Genomic DNA, 24,631 nt, shown 5'->3' with positions numbered 1-24,631 from the left:
GGTCAGAAAAGGGGGTGTGATATTATCCCGTTCTCACTGATTCGCGCGGATTCCCATGAGCAGTCCTGAAACCCAAGCCCAGTCCACGCTGGCGATCTATTTCCGTCTTCTGAGTTACGTAAGGCCCTACGTGGGTCTGTTTGCTCTGAGCATCGTTGGGTTCCTGATTTTCGCTTCTACCCAGCCGATGCTGGCGTACATCCTCAAGTACTTTGTCGATGGCCTGGCCAATCCCGAGGCGGCGCTGTTCCCGGGCAATCCCTATTTCGGCAAGCTGCAACTGCTTGAAACCGTGCCGATGATGATTGTGCTGATCGCAGTCTGGCAGGGCGTGGGTTCTTATCTGGGCAACTTCTTTCTGGCCCGGGTTTCCCTGGGGCTGGTCCACGATTTGCGCATCGTCCTGTTCAATAAGCTGCTGGAATTGCCTAATCGCTTCTTCGACAGGCACAACTCCGGGCATCTGATCTCCCGCATCACCTTCAATGTGACCATGGTCACGGGCGCCGCCACCGATGCGATCAAGGTGGTCATTCGCGAAGGCATGACCGTGGTCTTCCTGTTCTGTACCCTGGTCTGGATGAATTGGAAGCTTACCCTGGTCATGCTGGCGATACTGCCGGTGATCGGGATGATGGTGAACAGCACCGCCCGCAAGTTCCGCAAGCAAAGCAAGAAGATCCAGGTCTCGATGGGCGATGTCACCCATGTAACTTCCGAAACGATCCATGGTTACCGGGTCGTGCGCAGCTTTGGTGGCGAAACCTACGAGAAACTGCGTTTCGAGCAGTCCAGCCAGCGCAATACCGACAAGCAATTGGCAATGACCAAGACCGGGGCCATCTATACGCCGACGCTGCAGCTGGTGACCTACACCGCCATGGCCGTGGTGATGTTCCTGGTGCTGTACCTGCGCGGCGATGCTTCGCCGGGCGACCTGGTGGCCTATATCACCATGGCTGGCCTGTTGCCCAAGCCGATTCGCCAGCTCTCTGAAGTCAGCTCGACCATCCAGAAAGGGGTCGCGGGTGCCGAGAGTATCTTCGAGCAGCTCGACGAGCCTGCGGAAGTCGATGACGGTACGGTCGAGCATGAGCGTGTCGAAGGTCGGCTTGAAGTGCGTCATCTCAGCTACCAGTACCCCGATACCGACAAGCGGGTGCTCGATGACATCAGCTTTGTCGTCGAGCCCGGGCAAATGGTCGCCCTGGTTGGGCGTTCGGGCAGTGGTAAATCTACCCTGGCCAGCCTGATCCCACGTTTCTATCAACACCAGCAGGGACAGATTCTGCTCGATGGCGAGGAAATCCAGAGCTTTACCTTGCGTAACCTGCGTCGCCACATTGCCCTGGTGACCCAGCAGGTCACGCTGTTCAACGATACCGTCTCCAACAACATCGCCTATGGCGACCTCGCGGGGGCTTCGGCCGAACAGGTGCGTAAAGCGGCGACCGAGGCTTATGCCGACGAGTTCATCATTAAAATGCCGCGAGGCTATGACACCCTGGTGGGCGAGGACGGCGTGCTGTTGTCTGGTGGCCAGCGTCAGCGCATTGCCATTGCGCGGGCCTTGCTCAAGGACGCGCCGCTGCTGATCCTCGACGAGGCGACTTCGGCACTCGACACCGAGTCCGAGCGGCATATCCAGGCGGCATTGGATCACGTCGTCAGCAACCGGACGACACTGGTAATTGCTCACCGTCTGACAACCATCGAGAAGGCCGATCTGATTCTGGTGATGGACGAAGGGCGGATCGTCGAGCGCGGCACCCACGCTCAGCTGTTGGCCCAGAACGGTTATTACGCTCGTCTGCACGCCAAGGAATTCCAGGAAGGTGACGAGCCGGGCCCGACCAAGGTGGTGGGTATCTGCTGAGGGGCTTCACCGGTTTGAGCGCGACTATCGACTGCTATTGAGGCAGTCGGCGCTTTTGCCTGTGTTAATATCGCGCCCCTGTTCATTTGTATGTGGGTTGCTCCATGAAGTTGTCCATGCCGCGATTCGATCAAGCCCCTGTCTTGGTGGTCGGCGATGTCATGCTCGACCGTTACTGGCATGGTGGTACCTCACGGATTTCTCCTGAGGCGCCGGTGCCGGTGGTCAAGGTCGAGCACATCGAGGATCGCCCCGGTGGTGCCGCCAACGTTGCCCTGAACATCGCCGCTCTGGGGGCCCCGGCGTCGCTGGTGGGTGTCACCGGTGACGACGAGGCCGCCGACAGCCTGACCAACAGCCTCAAGGGCGCCGGGGTCCGGGCTCTGTTCCAGCGCATTGCGCACCAGCCGACCATCGTCAAGCTGCGGGTCATGAGTCGTCACCAGCAGTTGCTGCGCATCGACTTTGAAGAACCCTTCGCCACCGATGCGCTGGCCCTGGGGGCTGAAGTCGATGGCTTGCTCGAAGGCGTCAAGGTGTTGGTGCTGTCCGACTACGGCAAAGGCGCCTTGAAGAATCATCAGGTCCTGATCCAGGCCGCCCGGGCGCGGGGTATTCCCGTGCTGGCCGACCCCAAGGGCAAGGACTTTTCGATCTACCGTGGCGCGAGCCTGATCACACCGAACCTCAGCGAGTTCGAAACCATCGTCGGCGGTTGTGCCGATGAGCATGAGCTGGTGGCCAAGGGTGCCCAGTTGATGCAGGACCTGGACCTCGGTGCCTTGCTGGTGACCCGTGGCGAGCATGGCATGACCCTGCTGCGCCCCGATCATCCGGCGCTGCACCTGCCGGCCCGGGCCCGTGAAGTGTTCGATGTGACCGGTGCCGGCGATACGGTGATCTCGACCCTGGCCGCGGCCATTGCCGCGGGCGAAGAACTGCCCCACGCAGTGGCCTTGGCCAACCTCGCCGCCGGCATCGTGGTCGGCAAGCTGGGTACAGCGGCCATTAGTGCACCTGAGCTGCGCCGGGCGATCCAGCGCGAGGAAGGTTCCGAGCGCGGTGTGCTGGGCCTGGAGCAATTGCTGCTGGCGGTCGACGATGCGCGGGCGCACAACGAGACGATCGTGTTCACCAACGGCTGCTTCGATATCCTCCATGCCGGTCACGTGACCTACCTGGAGCAGGCGCGGGCCCAGGGCAATCGCCTGATCGTCGCGGTCAATGACGATGCCTCGGTAAGCCGCCTCAAGGGCCCTGGCCGTCCGATCAACAGCGTTGATCGGCGCATGGCCGTGCTGGCCGGCCTGGGGGCCGTGGACTGGGTTATCAGTTTCCCCGAGGGCACCCCGGAGAACCTGCTGGCCCAGGTCAAGCCGGATGTGCTGGTCAAGGGTGGCGACTACGGGATCGACCAGGTGGTCGGTGCTTCCATCGTGACGGCCTATGGCGGTACGGTGAAAGTGCTTGGGCTGGTGGAAAACAGCTCGACCACGGCGATTGTCGAGAAGATCCGCAGCAACTGACTAAGCGCCGGGCCCATGTGTGGAGCCGGCTTGCCGGCGATGAGGTCCTTGACCTTGTGGTGACTATACGGTCGCCATCGCCGGCAAGCCGGCTCCCACAGGGATGGCGTACATTCCTCCCTGTCAGCGCCCGGTTTTCACCGGCACGATCTTGCGCAGGATCTGCCGGGCCTTGCCGGTCAGGCGCCTGATCTTCGAGTCCTTTTCAGGCTCCGCCATCCCCTGCTGCCGGACCCAGTCCTTCCAGCGAATCCGCTCCTCGCGCACCACCCAGCCTTCCTGTCGGGCAAAGCTTTCCGCCAGGTACAGGCCACGGGTACTGGCCGGGTGCAATTGATCCTTTTTCAGGGTGTACAGCTCGGCACACGGTCGTCCGTCCTTGAGTGGCATCAGGTACAGATCGGGACGACTGCGGTCCAGGCGCGCCACCAACTGATCGTTCTCCAATCGTTCGTCGACATGGAACAGGCTCAGGGATTTGGCGTCGCGGGGGACCTCGAGCCGCAGGTCATAGATCAACTGCAGTGAAGCGGTGGGCAGGTGCACGTAGGTCTGCGGTCGTTCCATCAACTGCAGCGCGCCGCAGCGTACCGGCCTTGCCGCGCCGGACAAGGGCGTCAGGCGAAAGGGCAGGGCTTCGCGATAATGCAGCGCCGCGGAGTAGGGCGCCGGCAGCCAGGTGTCGTTGAAGCGCCCGGTCAGCCAGCCTTCCGGGGTTTCCAGCAGGCACTCTTCGGCGATTTCGGCAATCGCGGTGAGCAGCGGAATGGCCAGTTCATGGGCCGGCACATAACCGGAAATCAGCTTGAGCACCACGTCGCCGCGATCCTGGCGGCGCTGGCGGACCAACACCCAGTAGTCGCGGTTGTGCCAGTGCAGGGTCAGTCGCACCGAGACGCCGAGGTTGGCCAGTTCCAGGGTGAAACGCTCGGGGTCGTCCACCGCGACCGGTTTGCGTTTGTGCAGGGTTTGCGCAAAGTTCAACGGCATCCCGACGCTCTGGTAGCTCAAGCCTTCGGGGGTCGCCTCGACGAGTAATGGCAGGGTCTTGAAGTCGCTGGGGTTCTTGCGTATCAGCGTCCGCGGCATCTCGGCTCCTTCTTGCGTCGGGGTCGGCCGCTTGGGCGGCATCAGTTTTGGCGAATGACCCGGGCCACCGTCGCCACATTGTGGGCCAGGTGCAGCGGGTTGATGGTGCCGACAATAGCACTGGCAACACCGGGCTGTGCAAATAGCAGTTCAAAGCTGGCCCGCACCGGGTCGATACCGGGGGCCAGGCAGACGTGGCCGCTGGCCAGGGCCTTTTTCACCAGGATCGCCTTGCCGTGGGCAGCAGCATAGTCAATGACCGGTTTCTCGCCCTGTTCGTTCAGATTGTAGGTGATCATAGCGCAATCACCTTGTTCCAGAGCTTTCAGGCCGCCTTCGACGGTTTTGCCGGAAAAACCGAAAGCACGGATCTTGCCTTCGGCCTTCAAGGCGGCGAGGGTCTGGTAGACCTCGCTGTGTTCGAGGATCGCCAGGTCGTTGCCGTCGGAGTGCACCAGCACCAGGTCGATAAAATCGGTTTCCAGGCGTTGCAGGCTGCGCTCCACGGAGAATCGTGTATGGACGGCACTGAAGTCATGGCTCGACTGGCCGGCTTCGAACTCTTCGCCGACCTTGCTGACGATCACCCACTCCTGGCGCTGTCCGCGCAGCAGCGGGCCCAGGCGTTCTTCGCTGCGACCGTAGGCCGGTGCGGTGTCGATCAGGTTGATGCCCAGATCGCGGGTCAGATGCAGCAGTTGGCGGGCTTGCTGGTCGTCGGGAATCTGGAAACCGTTGGGGTATTTGACTCCCTGGTCGCGGCCGAGCTTGACGGTGCCCAGGCCCAGGGGGGACACCTGCAGGCCGGTACTACCGAGGGCTCGATGCAGGTCGTGCAGGGTCGGCAGGCTCATGGCAGCAGTTGCTCCCAGGGGGTTGGCGCGATGGTCGGTTTCGGCAGTTCGGGCAAGGTGGTTGCGGGGCCGGGGCGGATACCGTCGCGTTCCAGGCTCTTGATCACGCGGTCGGCGAAGTCCGGCGCCAGGGCCAGCTTGGTCGGCCAGCCCACCAGCAGGCGATCCTGCTCGGCGAGGAAGGCGTTGTCCGGACGGGTCAGGCCCGATTGCAGCGGCTCGGCGCGCTCCACCCGCAAGGTAGCCCATTGCGCCTGGCTCAGGTCGACCCAGGGCAGCAGGTTGCCGAGCTCCTTCTGGGCGCTGGCGATCTGGGCGGCGGGCTCGCGGGCGACGCCTTCGGCCTCGGCGATATCGCCGCCGAGGTACCAGACCCACTGGCCATCGGCCGCCGGATGGGTGGTCACGGTAATCCGTGGCTTGGGCCCGCCGCCCAGGCAATGGGCGTACAACGGCTTCAGGCTCGGGCCTTTGACCAGCACCATGTGCAAGGGGCGTGTCTGCATGGCCGGCTGGCTCAGGCCGAGGGCCTTGAGCAACGCGGCGTTGCCCGCCCCGGCGCTGAGCACAATGCGTTGGGCATGGATATCGCGGCCATCGACCCGCAGGCCCACCAGTTGCTCGTTGTCCAGCAGGGGTTCGATATCGTGGCCGGCCAGCAGGCCGTCACCGGCCAGTTCGGCCAGGCGGGTGATCAGGCTCGGCACATCGATCACCAGTTCGGCCAGGCGATAGACCTTGCCCTTGAAGCGCGGATTTTGCAGGGCGGGCGGCAGTTGCTCGCCCTTGACCTGGTCGACCCGACCGCGCACGGCCTTGCTGGCGAAGAAGCTGGTGAGGTTGCCGGCCAGGGTGCCGGGAGACCACAGATAGTGGGCTTCGGAGAGCAGGCGCACGCCCGACAGGTCGAGCTCGCCGTTGCCGGCCAGGGCCTCGCGCCAGCGCCGCGGCATGTCGGCGATGGCTTCCGAGGCGCCGCTCAGGGCACCGTGCAGGGCGTATTTGGCACCGCCGTGGATGATGCCCTGGGATTTGAGGCTCTGCCCGCCGCCGAGGCTGGCGCGTTCCACCAGTACCGTCGAAAACCCCTGGCGGCGCAGGCGCGCGTTGAGCCAGAGACCGGCAACGCCGGCGCCGACAATCAGGACATCGGTGGAGAGAGCGGATGGCATGCGGCGACCTCGGTGTTCAAGACAAGGCTCGCAGTATACAGGTGGCGAGCGGGCTAGTGCCCGGCGGTCTTCGAGAACAGCTGGATCACCACCACGCCGAGCACGATCAGGCCCATGCCGAGCATCGCCGGGATATCCAGCTTCTGCCCATAGAGAAACAGCGCCGCGACGCTGACCATGACAATGCCCATCCCGGCCCAGACCGCGTAGGCCACGCCCACCGGCACCGTGCGCACCACCAGGGTCAGCATCCAGAAGGCGATGGCGTAACCGACGATGATCAGCAACAAGGGGATCGGCGTGCTCAGGCCCTTGACCGCTTTCATGGAGACGGTGGCGATGACTTCGGCGCAGATGGCGATGGCCAGGTAGTAGTAAGCGTGCATGGGACAATCTCTCGTATTTGGGCCTGCTGATAAGGTTGGCATTCTAGAGACTCATCAGATGGGGTAAAGTCATTACCTATCTGAAAAAAAGATGGGTTGCTCATGAGTATTCAGTGGAACCTGGAGCAGATGCGCCTGTTCGTCGGCGTTGCCGAGCAGCGTTCGTTTTCCGCCGTGGCCCGCCAGCAGCGCAAGGCGCAGTCGGCGGTCAGCAATGCGATCGCCCTGTTGGAGACCGATCTGGGGGTGACGCTGTTCGAGCGTAGCAGCGGCCGCCAGCCGAAGTTGACCGAGGCCGGGACCGCGTTGCTGGAGGAGGCGCGGGAAGTGCTGCGCCAGTGCGATCGTCTCAATGGTAGGGCGCTGGCCTTGATGCGTGGCGAGGAAGCCTGTTTGCGCCTGGCCCAGGACGAGGCCATGCCCTATCAGCCGGTGCTCGACAGTCTGGAAGCGCTGTCGGAGCATTACCCCAGCGTCGAGGTGCAACTGGCCAGCGGTGCCCAGGGTGATGTCGCGCGCAAACTGGTGGAGCGACGGGCGGACCTGGGCCTGCTGTTCCACCACGACCAGATGCCGCAAACCCTGGAGCGACGGGCGCTGGGCAGTGTCGAAATGGTCACGGTGTGCGCGGTCAATCATCCGCTGGCGGCTTCGCTGCGGGTCAACCGTCAGCAACTGGCCCGGCATCGGCAATTGCTTATTTCCCCGCAACAGAGCGGTTACCCCGGCGACGAACAGCTCAGTCCGCAGGTCTGGCGGGCGGACTCCTTCTACGTGATGGCCGAGCTGTTGATGCGCGGCCTGGGCTGGGCCTGGCTGCCACGGCACGTGGTGCAATATCCGGCGTACCAGAACCAGATGGTCGAGCTGAGCAGCGAATGGACGCCGCCGGCGCTGGTGGTTGAACTGGTCTGGCGTCGCGACGAGCCCCTGGGGCCGGCGGCGCGCTGGCTGGCCGAACGGTTTGCCGAGCACTTGCAGGCGATCGGCTGAAAAAGTCGATAAACTCCGTCGCCATGAATAGAACTCTCTACAGTTTTTTGTTTCATCTGGGGCTGCCGCTGGTGGCGTTGCGTCTATGGCTGCGGGCGCGCAAGGCGCCGGCTTATGCCCGGCGGGTCGGCGAGCGCTTTGCCCGTGGCCTGCCGACATTGCGCCCGGACGGGATCTGGGTGCACGCCGTGTCGGTTGGCGAGAGTATTGCCGCCGCGCCGATGATTCGCGCCTTGCTGGCGAAGTATCCGCAGCTGCCGATCACGGTCACCTGCATGACGCCCACCGGTTCCGAGCGGATCAAGGCGTTGTTCGCCGACGAGCCGCGCATTCAGCATTGCTACCTGCCCTATGACTTGCCGTGGGCGGCGGCGCGTTTTCTCGAGGCGGCGCGGCCAAAGCTGGCGGTAATCATGGAGACCGAGCTGTGGCCCAACCATATCCATCAGTGCGCCAGGCGCGGGATTCCGGTGGCGTTGGCCAATGCGCGACTGTCGGCGCGTTCGGCCAAGGGTTATGGCCGATTCGCCCGCCTGACCCGACCGATGCTGGAGGAAATGAGCCTGATCGCGGTGCAGACCGAGGCCGAAGCCGAGCGTTTCCGGCAACTGGGGGCACGGCCTGAATGCGTCGAGGTGACCGGCTCGATCAAGTTCGATTTGAGCATCGACCCGCAACTGCTGGTGCGCGCCGCTGAACTGCGTGGGCAATGGCAGGCACAGGAACGGCCGGTGTGGATCGCCGCGAGCACCCATGAAGGTGAGGACGCGGTGGTGCTGGCGGCCCATCGGCAATTGTTGGGCAACTATCCGAACGCCTTGCTGATCCTGGTGCCGCGTCACCCGGAGCGCTTCGACAGCGTGTTCGCCTTGTGCCAGGAGCAGGGTTTTACGACGGTACGGCGTTCCAGCGGCGAGCCTGTCTGTGCGCAAACCTCGGTGTTGCTCGGTGACACCATGGGCGAGCTGCTGTTTCTCTACGCCTTGGCTGACAGCGCGTTCGTCGGCGGCAGCCTGGTGCCCAACGGCGGGCATAACCTGCTGGAGCCGGCGGCGCTGTGCAAGCCGGTGTTGAGCGGGCCGCACCTGTTCAACTTCCTCGAGATCGCTGCGTTGATGCGTGAAGCGGGGGCGTTGCAGGAAGTGGAGGATGCCGAAGGCCTGGCGGTGGCGGTGCAGCGCCTGTTCGAGTTGCCGCGGGATGCGCAGAAGATGGGTGAGGCGGGGCTGAAGGTGATGCGGGCCAACCAGGGCGCGTTGCAGCGTTTGTTGGATGGGTTGGGGCGTTTGTTGTCGCGCTAGAACCTCAATCAAGGATGAACACGATTTTGTGGCCGCAATACGTCCTGTAGGAGCAGGGCTTGCCCGCGAAGAGGGCCTTACTGGCGCCAAAAGCTTCGCGGGCAAGCCCTGCTCCTACAGGTTTCGTGGAGTTCTCAAGGTCCCGATCAATACTTTGGATTGCCCTTGAGATTGGCCGCGGCCGCCTTCGCCAGATCCGGTGGCAGGAAGTCCTTGTCCGGGTTGTAGTCGGCCTTCAGGTAGCGCTGCAGGTCGCTCAGGTCGCCCGGGTTCAAGGTGCCCGCCGCCTGCTTCAGGCGCAGGTTGTCGAGAATGTAGTCATAGCGGGTGTTGTTGTAGTCGCGCACCGAGGTGTACAGCTGACGCTGGGCATCCAGCACATCGACGATATTGCGCGTCCCCACCTGATAACCGATTTCGGTCGCTTCCAGCGCACTCTGGTTGGAGATGATCGACTGCTTTCGCGCCTGCACCTGTTCCACATCGGTGTTCACCGCACGATGCAGGTTGCGGGTGTTTTCCACCACCTGGCGACGCAGGGCTTCACGCTGCTGCTCGGTCTGGCTCAGGCGCGAAGTGGATTCACGCACTTGCGAGCTGGTCAGGCCGCCACTGTAGAGCGGCACGCTCAATTGCAGGCCGATCGTGGTCTGCTTCACTGGGCCGGCGTAGCTCTGGGGCAGCAAGTTGGGATTGCCCAGGCCGAAACCGTCGTTGTCGCCGGCCTCGTACTTGGCCACCGCGTCGAGGGTCGGGGCATGGCCGGCCTTGCGCTGCTTGAGGGTTTCCTCGGCGGCGCTGACGGCGTAGTTGCTCGCCAACAGGTTGAGGTTCTGCCGGGCCGCGGTGTCGACCCAGGCCTTGGCGTCATTCGGGGTCGGCGCCAGCACCGGCAAGGTGTGGACGATGCCCTGGATCGAGTTGTACTGACGGTTGGTCAGGGTGATCAGGGCTTCGAAGGCATCCTCCACCGAGCGCTGGGCAGCGATCCGGTTGGCCCGCGAGGTGTCGTAGCTGGCCTGGGATTGCAGCACGTCGGTCTTGTCCGACAGGCCGACGTCGAAGCGCTCGTTGGACTGGTCGAGCTGGCGCTTGAACGCCGCTTCCTCGGCCTTGGTCGAGGCCAGGGTGTCCTGGGCGCGCAGTACCGCGAAATAGCTTTCGGCGCTTTGCAGGATCAGGTTCTGCTCGGTCGCCGAGAGTTGCAGGGCGGCCTGTTCGTTGACGTCCTTGGCGGCCTGGTACTGGAACCAGCGATCGGCCCGGAACAGCGGCTGGGACAGGGTCGCCTGGTAGGTCGTGGCGCTGCGGTTGAGGTTCATCGACGGCTGGTCGATGGAGGTCTGGACATTGTTCGTACTGGCGCCGGCCGACAGGTTCGGCAGCAGGCCGGCCCGGGCCTGGGGCACGACTTCCTTTTGCGCGTCATAGTTGGCGCGGGCGGCGGCCAGGTCGGCGTTGTTGCCCACGGCTTCCTGGTACACGCTGACCAGATCGGTCTTGGCCGTCAGGGGCGTTTCAGCTGCCCAGACCAGTCCGTTGGTCGCACAAGACACGGCCAGGGCCAGTGAAAGTTTGCGCAGCATGAGGCAGTTCCTAGAGTAAATATTACGGTGGTAATGCGATGGCCGAGGCTACTGCCCGGCCTGCCCAGCGTCAAGAAGTAGCGAGTGTAGTGCCGGGGGCGGGTCGGCAACAATCCTGTATATCTGCCATTTATCCAGACGAATAAGGGGGAGATGGCATTATGTCGCAGTCTTCTCTACACTCGGCTGGTTCTTGTCGGGGTGCCTTGCTGTGAGGCTGAGATCGGATAATTCCGGATCCCGTTGAACCTGATCAGGTTAGCGCCTGCGTAGGGAACAAGATTTCTCGTCCCCCGGCGAGTCCTCTTGTGCTCCGTCCGGGATGTTGTTCGACAATCGAACAGCCTTCACGAGGACCGAGCACAGCACCAGTCCTGGTGCGTCCGTGCCTTTCAGGTTCGTCCCGACAATCCCCCTGGATGCCGTCTGGAGAGCCGTGATGAGTTCAAAATTAAAAGATGCCGCCAACCTCAGCGATTCAGCCAAGGTCGACGAGCAGTCGGTACAGCCTTTTACCCGTTCGCAGAAAATCTACGTGCAGGGCTCGCGCCCGGATATCCGTGTGCCGATGCGCGAAATCAGCCTGGATATCACGCCGACCGACTTCGGCGGCGAGGTCAATGCCCCGGTGCTGGTCTACGACACCTCCGGTCCCTACACCGATCCGAACGTGATCATCGACGTGCGCAAGGGCCTGGGCGATGTGCGCTCGGCCTGGATCGACAGCCGTGGCGACACCGAACGCCTGACCGGGCTGAGTTCGAACTTCGGTCAGCAGCGCCTCGCTGACCCGGAGCTGACCAAGCTGCGTTTCGCCCATGTGCACAATCCGCGTCGGGCCAAGGCCGGCGCCAACGTCAGCCAGATGCACTACGCGCGCCAGGGCATCATCACCGCCGAGATGGAATACGTCGCCATCCGCGAGAACCTCAAGCTGGAGGAAGCCCGCGCCGCTGGCCTGCTCAAGCAACAGCACCCGGGCCACAGTTTCGGCGCGAGCATCCCGAAACAGATCACCGCCGAATTCGTCCGCGAGGAAATCGCCCGCGGTCGCGCGATCATCCCGGCCAACATCAACCACGTGGAGCTGGAGCCGATGATCATCGGCCGCAACTTCCTGGTGAAGATCAACGGCAATATCGGCAACAGCGCCCTGGGTTCTTCCATCGAGGAAGAAGTGGCCAAGCTGACCTGGGGCATCCGCTGGGGCTCGGACACGGTCATGGACCTGTCCACCGGCAAGCACATCCATGAAACCCGCGAGTGGATCATCCGCAACTCGCCGGTGCCGATCGGTACCGTGCCGATCTACCAGGCCCTGGAGAAGGTCAATGGCGTGGCCGAGGACCTGACCTGGGAGCTGTTCCGCGACACCCTGATCGAACAGGCCGAGCAGGGCGTCGACTACTTCACCATCCACGCCGGCGTACTGCTGCGCTACGTGCCGATGACCGCCAAACGCGTCACCGGGATCGTTTCCCGTGGCGGTTCGATCATGGCCAAGTGGTGCCTGGCGCATCATAAAGAGAACTTCCTCTACACCCATTTCGACGAAATCTGCGAAATCATGAAGGCCTACGACGTCAGCTTCTCGCTGGGCGACGGCCTGCGTCCGGGCTCGATTGCCGACGCCAACGACGAAGCGCAGTTCGGCGAGCTGGAGACCTTGGGCGAGTTGACCAAGATCGCCTGGAAGCACGACGTGCAGTGCATGATCGAAGGCCCGGGGCATGTGCCGATGCAGTTGATCAAGGAGAACATGGACAAGCAGCTGGAGTGCTGCGACGAGGCGCCGTTCTACACCCTTGGCCCGCTGACCACTGACATTGCGCCGGGCTACGACCACATCACCTCCGGTATCGGTGCGGCGATGATCGGCTGGTTCGGTTGCGCCATGCTCTGCTACGTCACGCCCAAGGAGCACCTGGGCCTGCCGAACAAGGATGACGTGAAGACCGGGATCATCACCTACAAGATCGCCGCCCATGCCGCCGACCTTGCCAAGGGTCACCCGGGCGCGCAGATCCGCGACAACGCCTTGAGCAAGGCGCGCTTCGAGTTCCGTTGGGAAGACCAGTTCAACCTGGGCCTGGACCCGGATACCGCACGGGCCTACCACGACGAGACCCTGCCGAAGGATTCGGCCAAGGTCGCGCATTTCTGCTCGATGTGCGGGCCGAAGTTCTGCTCGATGAAGATTACCCAGGAAGTCCGTGAATACGCGGCCAACCAGCGGATCGAAGCGGTCGATGTGGAGGCGGCGCAGGGCATGGCGGAGCAGGCGGAGCGCTTCAAGCGTGAAGGTAGCCAGTTGTACCAGAAAGTCTGATCTGATTCGGGATGAGTGGCGCCTGTGCGGGCCTCTTCGCGGGCAAGCCCTGCTCCTACAGTTCGGTGTCGTGCGCCAAATCTGTGTTCGACGCAAAACTGTAGGAGCAGGGCTTGCCCGCGAAGGCGTCCGCACGGGCGCCGCTGCATTCACAATAAAAACACCTATCTCCGAGATACCACTCTTGAGCACACCCAGCAGTACCTACTCCCCCGATCTCGCGGTCCCCTCCGACAAGCGTGTGTTCGGCGCGCGCGATCTGTTCTCCCTGTGGTTTTCCCTCGGCATCGGCCTGATGGTCCTGCAAACCGGTGCCTTGCTGGCACCGGGCCTGGGCCTGTCCGGTTCGTTGCTGGCGATCTTCCTCGGCACCGTGGTCGGCGTCCTGCTGCTGGCCGCCGTCGGCGTGATCGGCAGCGACACCGGCCTTGCCTCCATGGCCGCGCTGAAGCTCAGCCTCGGCCAGTACGGCGCCAGCCTGCCGGCGCTGCTCAACCTGCTGCAACTGGTGGGTTGGGGCGCGTTCGAAATCATCGTCATGCGCGATGCGGCGAGCCTGTTGGGCGCTCGGGCGTTCAGCGAGGGCAGCCTGTTGGCCAACCCGCTGCTCTGGACCCTGGTGTTCGGCGCGCTGGCGACCCTGCTGGCGGTCAGCGGTCCACTGACCTTCGTGCGCAAGATCCTGCGCAAGTGGGGCATCTGGCTGCTGCTGGCGGCCTGCCTGTGGCTGACCTGGAACCTCTTCGCCAAGGCCGACCTGGCGGCGCTTTGGGCGCAGGGCGGTGATGGCTCGATGCCGTTTGCCGTGGGCTTCGATATCGCCATTGCCATGCCGCTGTCCTGGTTGCCGCTGATCGCCGACTACTCGCGTTTCGGCAAGCGCGCGAAAAGCGTGTTCGGCGGCACGGCGTTGGGCTTTCTGATCGGCAACTTCTGGCTGATGAGCCTGGGCGTGGCCTACACCCTGGCATTCGCTCCCAGCGGTGAAACCAATGCCTTGCTGCTGGCCCTGGCCGGTGCCGGGTTGGGGATTCCGCTGTTGCTGATCCTGCTCGACGAGTCGGAAAACGCCTTTGCCGATATCCACTCTGCGGCGGTCTCCAGCGGCATCCTGCTGCGCTGGAAGGTCGAGCACCTGGCCCTGGCCATCGGTGTGCTTTGCACCCTCATCGCCTGCTTCGCACCCTTGGCGCAATACCAGAACTTCCTGTTGCTGATCGGCTCGGTGTTCGCGCCGCTGTTCGGCGTGGTGCTGGTGGATCACTTCATCCTGCGTGGACGCAGTGCCGCGGGCGCCTCGTCGCTGTTGCGCTCGCCGGCACTGCTGGCCTGGTTGGGCGGTGTGTCGACCTACCACCTGCTGGCCAATTTCCATCCGGAGCTGGGCGCAACCCTGCCGTCACTGGTGGTGGCAGGGCTGCTGCAAGGCTTGCTCGGTCGTGCATTCAACGTCGGGCGGGGAACAGCTCGGGCTTGAGCACGCCGTTGAGGCGCTGGTAGGGAATGCTCATTTCGATCAGGCCCATGGCGTAGGGGGCGATGGTCGTCACGTTGTACTTGAGGATCACGCCGTCGCTGGCCAGGGTGACGTTCGGGGTTTGCCGGAAGGGCCAGGACGCAATGAAGTCCTGGTCCAGCCGGTTGTTGATCTGCCAGTTGTTATGGGCGACCTTGGCCAGCTTCCAGAATGTCTCTTCCTGGCCGGGCAGCAGCATGTCCTGCAAGCTCAGGGCCTTGTGATCCTGGCGCGACCAGGTGAGGAAGCCGCGCCCCGGCATGCCGTGCTCGGCACCATCGTCCAGGTAGCTGGCGAGTTCGACGATCACCAAGCCGTCATGCTGCTCACGTACCTTGGCCTCCAAGTAGCTGCTGTGGCCGCTTTCGGCGGTGGCGAGGAATTGTTCCCGATAGAGCTTGAGCGAAGTCGGCAGCGGCGCCTCGGGCGAGGTCCGGCCCATCTGCAGCAACGCCCGCTCCACCGCTGCGTCCAGTTGCGGCTCATCGGGGAAATGCACGGTATTGATATTCACCAGCGGGCAGTCCGGATTGCTGCAGCCCGGCTTGACCTGTTCGGAAGCGTCGCTCTTGACGCTCAGCAGGGTCTTCAGGCTTGGCTGGAACAGGCTCTGGCAGGCGCCCAGGGTCAGGGCGATGAGCGTCAGCGCGGCGATTTTAAAAAACGACATGGGTGTCCTTCGTCAGCGAAAGAAAGGTCAAGTGATCGTGCTTCGACTGTCAGCGGCGTACTCGGTTCGCCACTACGCTAATTAGAGTAGGTTTCAGGGGCGCCCGTCTATCCCGGCGAGGGGAAAGGGCTGCATCATGGCACTTCGGCGCGTTAGGATGGCGCGAAGTCGAGGGAAAGCCTCGCTGCTATCACAATGGGGAACATGATGACGGACAGCACCAGGACCAGCCCGACCACGGTCGAGGTCATCCTCCGGGAGAACTGCTTCAAGGGCTTCTATCGGCTCGATCGCCTGCACCTGCGCCATGAACTGTTTGACGGCGGCATGGGCAATACGATCAATCGCGAAGTCTTTGTCCGGCACGATGCCGTGTGTGTCTTGCCCTACGATGCCCGGCGCGATGAAGTGCTGCTGCTGGAGCAGTTCCGGGTCGGCGCCATGGGCAAGGCGGAGAATCCCTGGATGATCGAGCTGGTCGCCGGTCTGATCGACAAGGACGAACAACCGGAAGAGGTTGCCCACCGCGAGGCACAGGAGGAAGCTGACCTGAACCTGACGGCCCTGTGGCCGATCTCCCGGTACTTTCCGTCGCCGGGGGGCAGCAACGAATTGGTGCATCTGTACCTGGGGCGTTGCGACACCCAAGGGGCTGGCGGCCTGTACGGGTTGCCGGAAGAAAATGAAGATATCCGTGCCACGGTCTGGGCGTTCGAAGACGCCCTGCAAGCCGTGCGCGATGGGCGAATTGCCAACGCGGCGTCGATCATTGCCTTGCAATGGCTGGCGTTGAACCGCGCTGAAGTGAGGGGGCTATGGTCGTAAGTCTGTTGCGCGAACGTTATCGGGTTGACCTGGTGGGGCTGCAAGCGGCCTGCGAGGCCAACTATGCGCGCCTCATGCGGTTGCTGCCGCAGATGCGCGAGCAGCAGCGCGCGCGGCGCATTGCCATGACCCAGGGCGAGCAGATGCTCGGCGTGCTGGCGCTGGAGGTGTTGCAGGACAATCCCTACACCACCACCTTGCTGGTGCGCCAGGAACACAGCCTGCCGTGGTTGCCGGTGCCGCAGTTGCAGGTACAGGTCTACCACGACGCGCGCATGGCCGAGGTGATCAGTGCCGAACATGCCCGGCGTTTTCGCAGTATCTATCCGTATCCGAACTCGGCCATGCACCAGCCGGACGAAAAAGCCCAGCTCAATGTGTTTCTCGGGGAGTGGCTGAGTCATTGCCTGGCCTGCGGCCATGAGTTCGAGGCGGTTCGCTAGTCGAGCTGTCTTGTCCCGGGATTTTACGACGTCGTATTAAACGGCGGTTCTACCTTTTGATTTTCATCCGGCGGCTGGTATACCCTGAAATTCGGCGCGGTTGTTCAGGGTTCAACGTGGCCGCGCGGAGAGTCAGTGTCCTCATTCCTCAAGGCCTGGATCTTCTCGTGGCGCGGTAGTGGATGGGGAGTCCCTTGGGACCGTAACATGGGTAGGGGATAAAGATTTCAGGACCAACAGATGACGACTTGTGAAATTATTGACCTTGTCGCGATAAAAACGACCCCAGTACAGTTATCACCTTTTCCGTATAGCATTATTGATCATGTATTGTCTGATCGGTTTTTGTCGACGCTTCAGCAGGACTTTCCGTCTATTGACGATGCGGGTAGTTTTCCCCTGGCGAGCGTCCGGTATGGGGCGTCCTTCGCTCAGTTGATCGATGAGTTAAACAGCGATGCGTTTCGCCAGGTGATTGCGGAGAAGTTTGCGATTGATCTCGCTGACAAGCCGGTCATGATTACGGTGCGTGGCAAGGCCGATCATAAAGATGGGCGCATTCATACGGACAGCAAAAGCAAACTGATTACCGTGCTGTTGTACCTCAATGAGGAATGGTCGGTTGATACGGGCCGATTGCGTTTGTTATATGGCCCGCATGATCTCGAAAATTATTGTGCCGAAGTGCCGCCGACGGCAGGTACCATGTTGCTTTTCAAGGTCGCTGAGAATGGCTGGCACGGTCATAAACCCTTTGTCGGGACGCGCAAGGTCCTGCAGCTCAATTATGTCGTGAGTGAGGCGATCTTGAATAAACATGCCGCTCGCCACCGGTTCTCTGCAAAATTCAAAGCCTGGCGCCGCTATTTTCTGGGTCAAAAAGCCTCATGAAGGTTCTAGTGGTCAAGCTCACCTCCATGGGGGATTTGCTTCACGCGCTCCCGGCGATTAGCGATGCCGTTAAGGCTATTCCAGGTATTCAGTTTGACTGGGTGGTGGATGAGGCCTTCGCCGAGATTCCCACGTTACATGCTGCGGTTAATACTATCGTGACGACCGCGCATCGTCGCTGGCGTCGTGATATATGGCTCAGTATTAAGCGCGGTGAGCTGGTGGCGTTGTGGAAAAAGGTTCGCGCGAAAAAATATGATGTCGTCATCGATGCGCAAAATAATTTAAAAAGCGCCGCGGTCATGAGCTTTGCCCGCGGCTTACGTCACGGGATGGACAGGCGCAGTGCCCGGGAGTCGTTTGCAAGTTGGATGTGCGATAAAACCTTTACCATTCCACGGGGGTTGCATGCTGTTGCCAGGCAGCGCCAGTTATTTGCCAAGGCCTTAGGGTATGCGCTGCCTGATTCATTACCTGATTTTGGGATTGATCAACAGCGATTACCTGTGTTGCCTGTTGCCTTGCCAGCCCCTTATGTGGTGTTTGTTCACAGTACTACCTGGGCCGCCAAACATTGGCCTGAACGGTATTGGCAACAACTAATAAAGCTTGCTGCGCAAGCCGGTTATCACGTTGTTTTACCGTGGGGGAATCCCAACGAGCAGGCCCGTGCGATTCGACTTGCCGAGGCGTCAGTACACGCCATCGTCTTGCCGCGTTTATCGATCACCCAGCAAGCGACGGTGATTTTACAGTCGCAGGGTGCTATTTGTGTCGATACAGGGCTTGGGCATTTGACGGCGGCGCTTGATAAGCCGGCTGTTCATCTTTATGGTCCAACGGACCCCGCATTGATTGGTGCGACGGGGTTGCATCAGCAGCATCTGACCGCTGAATATGAATGCGCGCCTTGTTATCGACAGCACTGTAAGTTTGGAGTGGACGCTGCCTGTTTTGTGCAGGGTGTGCGCCCGGAGCAGGTGTGGGCACAATTTGTGGCGCGTCTTGAAGTTGCTGCAACGGATAGACAGGCTCTGTCCTCTTGAAGTCTACGAGCTCGTCGCTTCTGCGCAATGGAAGCGATGAGGTCGTGGGTTTCAAAACCGTGGCGAACGCCTGTGCTGATTTCCAGCTTGTATCCGGTTAAATGTGAAGTGTGTCCGGTTCGCCTATTTCCTCTTTGCCGATTCTCCGACCATAATTGCGTGCTGCACGATTTTTAACCGAACCGTTCAGAACGACCCCTCAGCATTTTGCAGGAGAGCCTCTTGCCGAGCGAATCCATTCAGTCGACCACCGCGGACGCCGTGTTGCTGGTGCAACTGTCCGACAGCCATCTGTTTGCCGAGGCGGACGGCACGTTGCTGGGCATGAATACCCGGGACAGCCTGCAACGGGTGATCGATTGCGTGCTGGCGGAGCAACCCGCTGTCGACCTGCTGCTGGCCACGGGTGACTTGTCCCAGGACGGTACGGTGGCGTCCTATCGGCAGTTCCGTGAGTTGAGCGAGGCGATCGACGCGCCGGCGCGCTGGCTGCCCGGCAATCACGACGAGTTGCGGGAAATGGCCGAGGCCGCTCACCACAGCGATCTGCTCGAACCGGTGGTGGATATCGGCAACTGGCGGATTACCCTGCTGGATTCCGCCGTACCGGGCTCGGTCCCCGGCTATCTGCAGGACGAACAGCTGCAGTTGCTCGCGCAAGCCCTGAGCGAAGCGCCGCAGCGCCATCACCTGGTGTGTTTCCACCATCATCCGATTTCCATCGATTGTGCCTGGATGGAGCCCATCGGCCTGCGCAATCCGGAGGCACTGTTCGCCGTGCTCGACCGCTTTCCCCAGGTTCGCGCGCTGCTCTGGGGGCATATCCACCAGGAACTGGACCGCGAGCGCAACGGCGTACGCCTGCTGGCGTCGCCCTCTACCTGCGTGCAGTTCGCGCCGGGTAGCGAGGATTTCAAGGTCGACGACAAGTCACCGGGCTATCGCTGGCTGCGCCTGCATTCGGACGGACGGCTGGAGACGGCGATTTCCCGGGTCCGCGGCTTCGATTTCGAGGTCGACTACGGCGGCACCGGCTACTGATCACTTCTTCTTAATGGGTAGGAAACGTCTCAGGGCGAGTCAGCGCGCCGGAGTCAGGCTAAACTGCGCGTCTTTGCCTGTGCGGTGCCCGGCTCCTGTGTGCGGGAGCCTGCCAATGGAGAACGCTCACATGTCCGGTTCGATCCTGTATATCCACGGTTTCAACAGCTCTCCGCTGTCGAAGAAGGCCACTCAGTTGATCCAGCTGATGGAGCGCCTGGGCCTGGAAGCGCAGCTGCGGGTGCCGGCCCTGCATCATCATCCGCGCCAGGCGATACCGCAGCTGGAAGCGGCGATTGCCGAACTCGGTCGTCCACTGCTGGTCGGCAGCTCGCTCGGCGGCTACTATGCGACGTGCCTGGCCGAGCGCCATGGGCTGAAGGCGTTGCTGGTCAACCCAGCGGTGGCGCCGCACCGGATGTTCGACGGTTTCCTCGGTCCCCAGCAGAACCTCTACAGTGGCGAAACCTGGGACCTGACCCTCGATCACGTGACGGCCCTGGCCGAGCTGGAAGTCCCGGCGCCCCGGGACCCGCAACGTTTCCAGGTCTGGCTGCAGACCGCCGACGAAACCCTGGACTATCGCGCCGCCCAGCAGTATTACCGGGCCTGTGCCTTGCGTATCCAGGCCGGCGGCGATCATAGTTTCCAGGGCTTTGCCGAACAATTGCCGGCCTTGCTCAGCTTTGCCGGCATCGGTGCCGATACATACCAGGCGATCGATTTCTCGCAGCTCTGATGCCCTGAGGCGCGGAGCCCGAGAATGACCCCTATTCACAGACGACTGACGACGAGACCCCATGGCCACTCCCAGCGCTAGCTCTTATAACGCAGACGCCATCGAAGTCCTCTCGGGCCTCGACCCGGTGCGCAAACGCCCGGGCATGTACACCGACACCAGTCGGCCGAACCACCTTGCCCAGGAAGTCATCGACAACAGTGTCGACGAAGCCTTGGCCGGGCATGCGAAATCGGTACAGGTGATCCTGCACGCCGACCACTCCCTGGAAGTCTCCGACGACGGTCGCGGCATGCCGGTGGACATTCATCCGGAAGAGGGTGTGTCGGGCGTCGAGCTGATCCTCACCAAGCTCCACGCCGGCGGCAAGTTCTCCAACAAGAACTACCAGTTCTCCGGCGGCCTGCACGGCGTGGGGATTTCCGTGGTCAACGCCTTGTCGACCCAGGTGCGGGTCCGGGTCAAGCGCGACGGCAACGAATACCAGATGACCTTCGCCGATGGCTACAAGGCCACCGAGCTGGAAGTGGTCGGCACCGTCGGCAAGCGCAACACCGGCACCAGCGTGTACTTTGCGCCGGACCCGAAGTATTTCGATTCGCCGAAGTTTTCCGTCAGCCGCCTCAAGCACGTGCTCAAGGCCAAGGCGGTACTGTGCCCGGGGCTGCTGGTCAGCTTCGAGGACAAGGCCACTGGCGAGAAGGTCGAATGGCATTACGAAGATGGCCTGCGTTCCTATCTGGTGGATGCGGTCAGTGAATTCGAGCGCCTGCCGGACGAACCTTTCTGCGGCAGCCTCGCCGGTAACAAGGAAGCGGTGGACTGGGCCTTGCTGTGGTTGCCGGAAGGCGGCGACAGCGTCCAGGAAAGCTACGTCAACCTGATCCCCACCGCCCAGGGCGGCACCCACGTCAATGGCTTGCGCCAGGGCCTGCTCGATGCCATGCGCGAGTTCTGCGAATTCCGCAGCCTGCTGCCGCGCGGCGTGAAGCTGGCGCCGGAAGACGTCTGGGAACGGATTGCCTTTGTCCTGTCGATGAAGATGCAAGAGCCGCAGTTCTCCGGCCAGACCAAGGAGCGGCTGTCGTCCCGCGAAGCCGCCGCCTTCGTTTCCGGGGTGGTCAAGGACGCCTTCAGCCTGTGGCTCAACGCCAACCCCGAGCTGGGCATGCAACTGGCGGAACTGGCGATCAACAACGCCGGCCGCCGCCTGAAGGCCAGCAAGAAGGTCGAGCGCAAACGCGTTACCCAAGGGCCGGCGCTGCCGGGCAAGCTGGCCGACTGTGCCGGGCAGGACCCGATGCGTGCCGAGCTATTCCTGGTGGAAGGTGATTCCGCCGGCGGTTCGGCCAAGCAGGCGCGGGACAAGGAGTTCCAGGCGATCCTGCCGTTGCGCGGGAAGATCCTCAATACCTGGGAAGTCGACGGCAGCGAAGTGCTCGCCAGCCAGGAAGTGCACAACATCGCCGTGGCCATCGGTGTCGATCCGGGTGCGGCGGACATCAGCCAGCTGCGCTACGGCAAGATCTGCATCCTCGCCGACGCCGACTCCGACGGCCTGCACATCGCGACCCTGCTCTGCGCCCTGTTCGTCCAGCATTTCCGCCCGCTGGTGGATGCCGGACACGTCTATGTGGCGATGCCGCCGCTGTATCGCATCGATCTGGGCAAGGAAATCTACTACGCCCTCGACGAAGGCGAGCGCGATGGCATTCTCGATCGCCTGGTGGCCGAGAAGAAGCGCGGCAAGCCCCAGGTCACCCGATTCAAGGGCCTGGGTGAGATGAACCCGCCGCAACTGCGGGAAACCACCATGGATCCCAATACCCGGCGCCTGGTGCAGTTGACCCTGGACGATTTCGAAGCCACTTCGGAAATGATGGATATGCTTTTGGCGAAGAAACGTGCCGGCGACCGCAAGACCTGGCTGGAATCCAAGGGCGACCTGGCCGAGGTCCTGACCTGATGCGCGGCTGTCCCGGCGGCGAACCACGACTGCCGGGCCCGCGCCTGTTGAACACCCCCGAATTCACCAGCGCGGCGCTATCACCGCCGCGCCAGACAACGAACTGATGAGGCCCGCATGAGCGACTCCCTTGATCTCAGCCTGGATGGCGTAGAACGCCGGTCATTGGCTGACTTCACCGAACAGGCCTACCTCAACTACTCCATGTACGTGATCATGGACCGTGCGCTGCCCCATATCGGCGACGGCCTGAAGCCGGTACAGCGGCGTATCGTCTACGCCATGAGTGAGCTGGGGCTGGATGCCGACGCCAAGCACAAGAAATCCGCGCGTACCGTCGGTGACGTGCTCGGCAAGTTCCACCCCCACGGCGACTCGGCCTGCTACGAAGCCATGGTGCTGATGGCCCAGCCGTTCAGCTACCGCTATACCCTGGTGGACGGCCAGGGTAACTGGGGTGCGCCGGACGATCCGAAGTCCTTCGCGGCCATGCGCTACACCGAATCGCGCTTGTCGCGTTACTCCGAAGTGCTGCTCAGCGAACTGGGCCAGGGCACCGCGGACTGGGTGCCGAACTTCGACGGCACCCTCGATGAACCGGCGGTGTTGCCGGCGCGTTTGCCGAATATCCTGCTCAACGGCACCACCGGTATCGCCGTGGGCATGGCCACCGACGTGCCGCCGCACAACCTGCGGGAAGTCGCCAATGCCTGTGTGCACCTGCTCGATGAGCCCAGCGCCAGCGTCGAGGACCTGTGCAAGTTCATCCCTGGCCCGGATTACCCGACCGAAGCGGAAATCATCACCCCGCAAGCCGACCTGCTGAAAATCTACGAAACCGGGCGTGGCTCGGTGCGCATGCGCGCGGTCTATCGCATCGAAGACGGCGATATTGTCGTGCATGCCCTGCCGCACCAGGTCTCCGGGGCCAAGGTGCTGGAACAGATCGCCGCGCAGATGCAGGCCAAGAAGCTGCCGATGGTCGCCGACCTGCGGGATGAATCCGACCACGAGCACCCGTGCCGTATCGTGATCATCCCGCGCTCGAACCGTATCGACCTCGACGAACTGATGCAGCATCTGTTCGCCACCACTGATCTTGAGTCCAGCTACCGGGTCAACATCAACATCATCGGCCTCGACGGCAAGCCGCAGTTGAAGAACCTGCGCGCCTTGCTGGTGGAGTGGTTGTCGTTCCGCGTCAACACCGTGCGCCGGCGCCTGAAGTTCCGCCTGGACAAGGTTGAGAAGCGCCTGCACCTGTTGGACGGCTTGCTGATCGCCTACCTCAACCTGGATGAAGTGATTCATATCATCCGCACCGCGGAGCACCCGCGGGCCGAGTTGATCGCGCGTTTCGACCTCAGCGAGATCCAGGCCGACTACATCCTCGACACCCGCTTGCGTCAGTTGGCGCGCCTGGAAGAGATGAAGTTGCGCAACGAGCAGGATGAGCTGCTCAAGGAACAGGCCAAGCTGCAAGCGCTGCTGGCCAGCGAAGCCAAGTTGAAGAAGCTGGTCCGCACTGAACTGGTGGCCGATGCGCAAACCTACGGCGACGACCGTCGTTCGCCGATTGTTGCCCGTAGCGAAGCCAAGGCCCTGTCGGAAAACGAGCTGATGCCGACTGAGCCGGTAACGGTCGTTTTGTCGGAAAAAGGTTGGGTTCGCTGTGCAAAAGGCCATGATATTGATGCCACGGGCCTGTCCTACAAGGCCGGTGATGGCTTCAAGACCTCGGCGGCGGGGCGCTCCAACCAGTTCGCGGTGTTTATCGACTCCACCGGGCGCAGCTACTCGGTGGCGGCCCATACCTTGCCTTCGGCCCGTGGCCAGGGCGAGCCGCTGACCGGTCGTCTGACGCCGCCGCCAGGGGCCAGCTTCGAATGCGTGCTGCTGCCTGAAGACGAGGCCTTGTATGTCATCGCTTCCGATGCCGGGTATGGTTTCGTGGTCAAGGGTGAAGACCTGCAGGCCAAGAACAAGGCGGGCAAGACCCTGCTGAGTCTGCCCAACGGCTCCAAGGTGATGCCACCCAAGTCGGTGGCCGACCGTGAGCAGAACTGGCTGGCGGCGGTGACCACCGAAGGCCGGCTGCTGATCTTCAAGGTCAGCGACCTGCCGCAACTGGGCAAGGGCAAGGGCAACAAGATCATCGGCATTCCCGGTGAGCGCGTGGCCAGCCGCGAGGAATACGTCACTGACCTGGCGGTGATTCCGGACGGTGCGACCCTGGTGTTGCAGGCGGGCAAGCGTACCTTGTCGCTCAAGGCCGATGACCTGGAGCACTACAAGGGCGAGCGTGGCCGGCGTGGCAACAAGCTGCCACGGGGCTTCCAGCGGGTTGACGCGTTGTTGGTAGAAGGCCTCGGTTAAAGCGGT

The 24,631-nt window shown here is 62.4% G+C and carries 20 protein-coding genes and 1 riboswitch; of the genes, 14 read left to right on the top strand and 6 right to left on the bottom strand.

Annotation, left to right across the window (positions count from 1 at the left end; genetic code table 11):
- The first annotated feature begins 55 nt into the window (after positions 1-55).
- Together msbA and hldE are read left to right on the top strand one after the other, a co-directional pair.
- Positions 56-1,876, top strand: a complete 1,821-nt coding sequence (gene msbA / locus M5B42_RS06405) for a lipid A export permease/ATP-binding protein MsbA (RefSeq protein WP_152737709.1) — start codon at positions 56-58, stop codon at positions 1,874-1,876.
- 104 nt (positions 1,877-1,980) lie between these two features.
- Entirely contained in the window at positions 1,981-3,402 is a 1,422-nt protein-coding gene (gene hldE / locus M5B42_RS06400; protein WP_103498041.1) for a bifunctional D-glycero-beta-D-manno-heptose-7-phosphate kinase/D-glycero-beta-D-manno-heptose 1-phosphate adenylyltransferase HldE, read from the top strand.
- A 123-nt stretch (positions 3,403-3,525) separates the two neighbouring features.
- Here hldE and M5B42_RS06395 read toward each other — a convergent pair whose 3' ends face one another.
- Genes M5B42_RS06395 through M5B42_RS06380 form a run of 4 tightly spaced genes read right to left on the bottom strand, consistent with a single transcriptional unit; the run spans position 3,526 to position 6,903 of the window.
- On the bottom strand, positions 3,526-4,491 hold the full coding sequence (locus M5B42_RS06395; RefSeq protein WP_103498042.1) for a metal ABC transporter ATPase: 966 nt from the start codon (positions 4,489-4,491) through the stop codon (positions 3,526-3,528).
- 41 nt (positions 4,492-4,532) lie between these two features.
- Positions 4,533-5,345, bottom strand: a complete 813-nt coding sequence (locus M5B42_RS06390; RefSeq protein WP_152737707.1) for an aldo/keto reductase — start codon at positions 5,343-5,345, stop codon at positions 4,533-4,535.
- Positions 5,342-6,517, bottom strand: coding sequence for an FAD-dependent oxidoreductase (locus tag M5B42_RS06385; RefSeq protein WP_248745312.1), 1,176 nt, complete (start codon positions 6,515-6,517; stop codon positions 5,342-5,344). The genes M5B42_RS06390 and M5B42_RS06385 overlap by 4 nt, the downstream gene beginning before the upstream one ends.
- A 53-nt stretch (positions 6,518-6,570) precedes the next feature.
- On the bottom strand, positions 6,571-6,903 hold the full coding sequence (locus M5B42_RS06380) for a multidrug efflux SMR transporter (RefSeq protein ID WP_103498045.1): 333 nt from the start codon (positions 6,901-6,903) through the stop codon (positions 6,571-6,573).
- 108 nt (positions 6,904-7,011) lie between these two features.
- On the opposite strand from M5B42_RS06380, the gene M5B42_RS06375 reads away from it, so the two are divergent.
- Together M5B42_RS06375 and waaA are read left to right on the top strand one after the other, a co-directional pair.
- Positions 7,012-7,896 carry a LysR family transcriptional regulator gene (locus tag M5B42_RS06375; protein WP_248745514.1) on the top strand — a complete coding sequence of 295 codons (885 nt, stop codon included), beginning with the start codon at positions 7,012-7,014 and terminating at the stop codon, positions 7,894-7,896.
- Positions 7,897-7,919: 23 nt separating this feature from the next.
- On the top strand, positions 7,920-9,197 hold the full coding sequence (gene waaA, locus M5B42_RS06370; protein WP_248745311.1) for a lipid IV(A) 3-deoxy-D-manno-octulosonic acid transferase: 1,278 nt from the start codon (positions 7,920-7,922) through the stop codon (positions 9,195-9,197).
- Positions 9,198-9,343: 146 nt separating this feature from the next.
- Here the strand turns inward: waaA and M5B42_RS06365 are convergent, their stop codons facing one another.
- On the bottom strand, positions 9,344-10,783 hold the full coding sequence (locus M5B42_RS06365; RefSeq protein WP_248745310.1) for a TolC family outer membrane protein: 1,440 nt from the start codon (positions 10,781-10,783) through the stop codon (positions 9,344-9,346).
- Between the two features lie 187 nt (positions 10,784-10,970).
- Positions 10,971-11,076, top strand: a riboswitch (TPP riboswitch).
- Between the two features lie 146 nt (positions 11,077-11,222).
- On the opposite strand from M5B42_RS06365, the gene thiC reads away from it, so the two are divergent.
- Positions 11,223-13,112 carry a phosphomethylpyrimidine synthase ThiC gene (thiC, locus tag M5B42_RS06360; protein WP_248745309.1) on the top strand — a complete coding sequence of 630 codons (1,890 nt, stop codon included), beginning with the start codon at positions 11,223-11,225 and terminating at the stop codon, positions 13,110-13,112.
- A 184-nt stretch (positions 13,113-13,296) separates the two neighbouring features.
- Complete coding sequence (cytX, locus tag M5B42_RS06355; RefSeq protein ID WP_248745308.1) at positions 13,297-14,589, top strand: putative hydroxymethylpyrimidine transporter CytX; 1,293 nt, start codon at positions 13,297-13,299, stop codon at positions 14,587-14,589.
- Here the strand turns inward: cytX and M5B42_RS06350 are convergent.
- Entirely contained in the window at positions 14,558-15,298 is a 741-nt protein-coding gene (locus tag M5B42_RS06350; protein ID WP_248745307.1) for an RsiV family protein, read from the bottom strand. The genes cytX and M5B42_RS06350 overlap by 32 nt on opposite strands.
- Positions 15,299-15,505: 207 nt before the next feature.
- Between M5B42_RS06350 and M5B42_RS06345 the strand changes: the two genes are divergently transcribed.
- The 8 genes from M5B42_RS06345 (at position 15,506) to parC (ending at position 24,625) form a co-directional block, all read left to right on the top strand.
- Entirely contained in the window at positions 15,506-16,123 is a 618-nt protein-coding gene (locus M5B42_RS06345) for an NUDIX domain-containing protein (RefSeq protein WP_103496879.1), read from the top strand.
- Positions 16,114-16,566 (top strand): DUF1249 domain-containing protein, encoded by a 453-nt coding sequence (locus tag M5B42_RS06340; protein ID WP_248745306.1) that lies wholly within the window; start codon positions 16,114-16,116, stop codon positions 16,564-16,566. The genes M5B42_RS06345 and M5B42_RS06340 overlap by 10 nt, the downstream gene beginning before the upstream one ends.
- Positions 16,567-16,806: 240 nt before the next feature.
- Entirely contained in the window at positions 16,807-17,457 is a 651-nt protein-coding gene (locus M5B42_RS06335) for a 2OG-Fe(II) oxygenase (RefSeq protein WP_248745305.1), read from the top strand.
- A gap of 8 nt (positions 17,458-17,465) precedes the next feature.
- Positions 17,466-18,503 (top strand): lipopolysaccharide heptosyltransferase I, encoded by a 1,038-nt coding sequence (gene waaC, locus M5B42_RS06330; RefSeq protein WP_248745304.1) that lies wholly within the window; start codon positions 17,466-17,468, stop codon positions 18,501-18,503.
- A 222-nt stretch (positions 18,504-18,725) separates the two neighbouring features.
- The gene (gene cpdA, locus M5B42_RS06325; protein WP_248745303.1) at positions 18,726-19,544 is read left to right on the top strand and encodes a 3',5'-cyclic-AMP phosphodiesterase; all 819 of its coding nucleotides are present in this window, start codon (positions 18,726-18,728) and stop codon (positions 19,542-19,544) included.
- A gap of 130 nt (positions 19,545-19,674) precedes the next feature.
- A complete protein-coding gene (locus M5B42_RS06320; protein ID WP_103496874.1) occupies positions 19,675-20,283 on the top strand; it encodes a YqiA/YcfP family alpha/beta fold hydrolase in 609 nt (202 codons plus the stop codon).
- A gap of 61 nt (positions 20,284-20,344) precedes the next feature.
- Positions 20,345-22,249 carry a DNA topoisomerase IV subunit B gene (parE, locus tag M5B42_RS06315; protein ID WP_103496873.1) on the top strand — a complete coding sequence of 635 codons (1,905 nt, stop codon included), beginning with the start codon at positions 20,345-20,347 and terminating at the stop codon, positions 22,247-22,249.
- Positions 22,250-22,366: 117 nt separating this feature from the next.
- The gene (gene parC, locus M5B42_RS06310) at positions 22,367-24,625 is read left to right on the top strand and encodes a DNA topoisomerase IV subunit A (RefSeq protein ID WP_248745302.1); all 2,259 of its coding nucleotides are present in this window, start codon (positions 22,367-22,369) and stop codon (positions 24,623-24,625) included.
- Positions 24,626-24,631: the final 6 nt, after the last annotated feature.

Origin of the sequence: Pseudomonas sp. MWU12-2037 (assembly GCF_023242345.1) — a bacterium.
In the GTDB taxonomy this organism is placed as follows: Bacteria; Pseudomonadota; Gammaproteobacteria; order Pseudomonadales; family Pseudomonadaceae; genus Aquipseudomonas; species Aquipseudomonas gingeri_D.
The sequence above is the reverse complement of the archived record's forward strand: the minus strand, read 5'-3'. Positions and strand labels throughout refer to the sequence as shown.

Bases quoted from the DNA above. Each gene is read 5' to 3' on its own strand.
- M5B42_RS06340 (WP_248745306.1), top strand. From the start codon at position 16,114: ATGGTCGTAAGTCTGTTGCGCGAACGTTATCGGGTTGACCTGGTGGGG.
- thiC (WP_248745309.1), top strand. From the start codon at position 11,223: ATGAGTTCAAAATTAAAAGATGCCGCCAACCTCAGCGATTCAGCCAAG.
- M5B42_RS06320 (WP_103496874.1), top strand. From the start codon at position 19,675: ATGTCCGGTTCGATCCTGTATATCCACGGTTTCAACAGCTCTCCGCTG.
- M5B42_RS06395 (WP_103498042.1), bottom strand. From the start codon at position 4,491: ATGCCGCGGACGCTGATACGCAAGAACCCCAGCGACTTCAAGACCCTG.
- parC (WP_248745302.1), top strand. From the start codon at position 22,367: ATGAGCGACTCCCTTGATCTCAGCCTGGATGGCGTAGAACGCCGGTCA.
- M5B42_RS06345 (WP_103496879.1), top strand. From the start codon at position 15,506: ATGACGGACAGCACCAGGACCAGCCCGACCACGGTCGAGGTCATCCTC.
- waaA (WP_248745311.1), top strand. From the start codon at position 7,920: ATGAATAGAACTCTCTACAGTTTTTTGTTTCATCTGGGGCTGCCGCTG.
- M5B42_RS06335 (WP_248745305.1), top strand. From the start codon at position 16,807: ATGACGACTTGTGAAATTATTGACCTTGTCGCGATAAAAACGACCCCA.
- parE (WP_103496873.1), top strand. From the start codon at position 20,345: ATGGCCACTCCCAGCGCTAGCTCTTATAACGCAGACGCCATCGAAGTC.
- M5B42_RS06385 (WP_248745312.1), bottom strand. From the start codon at position 6,517: ATGCCATCCGCTCTCTCCACCGATGTCCTGATTGTCGGCGCCGGCGTT.
- hldE (WP_103498041.1), top strand. From the start codon at position 1,981: ATGAAGTTGTCCATGCCGCGATTCGATCAAGCCCCTGTCTTGGTGGTC.
- msbA (WP_152737709.1), top strand. From the start codon at position 56: ATGAGCAGTCCTGAAACCCAAGCCCAGTCCACGCTGGCGATCTATTTC.
- M5B42_RS06390 (WP_152737707.1), bottom strand. From the start codon at position 5,345: ATGAGCCTGCCGACCCTGCACGACCTGCATCGAGCCCTCGGTAGTACC.
- M5B42_RS06365 (WP_248745310.1), bottom strand. From the start codon at position 10,783: ATGCTGCGCAAACTTTCACTGGCCCTGGCCGTGTCTTGTGCGACCAAC.
- M5B42_RS06350 (WP_248745307.1), bottom strand. From the start codon at position 15,298: ATGTCGTTTTTTAAAATCGCCGCGCTGACGCTCATCGCCCTGACCCTG.
- M5B42_RS06380 (WP_103498045.1), bottom strand. From the start codon at position 6,903: ATGCACGCTTACTACTACCTGGCCATCGCCATCTGCGCCGAAGTCATC.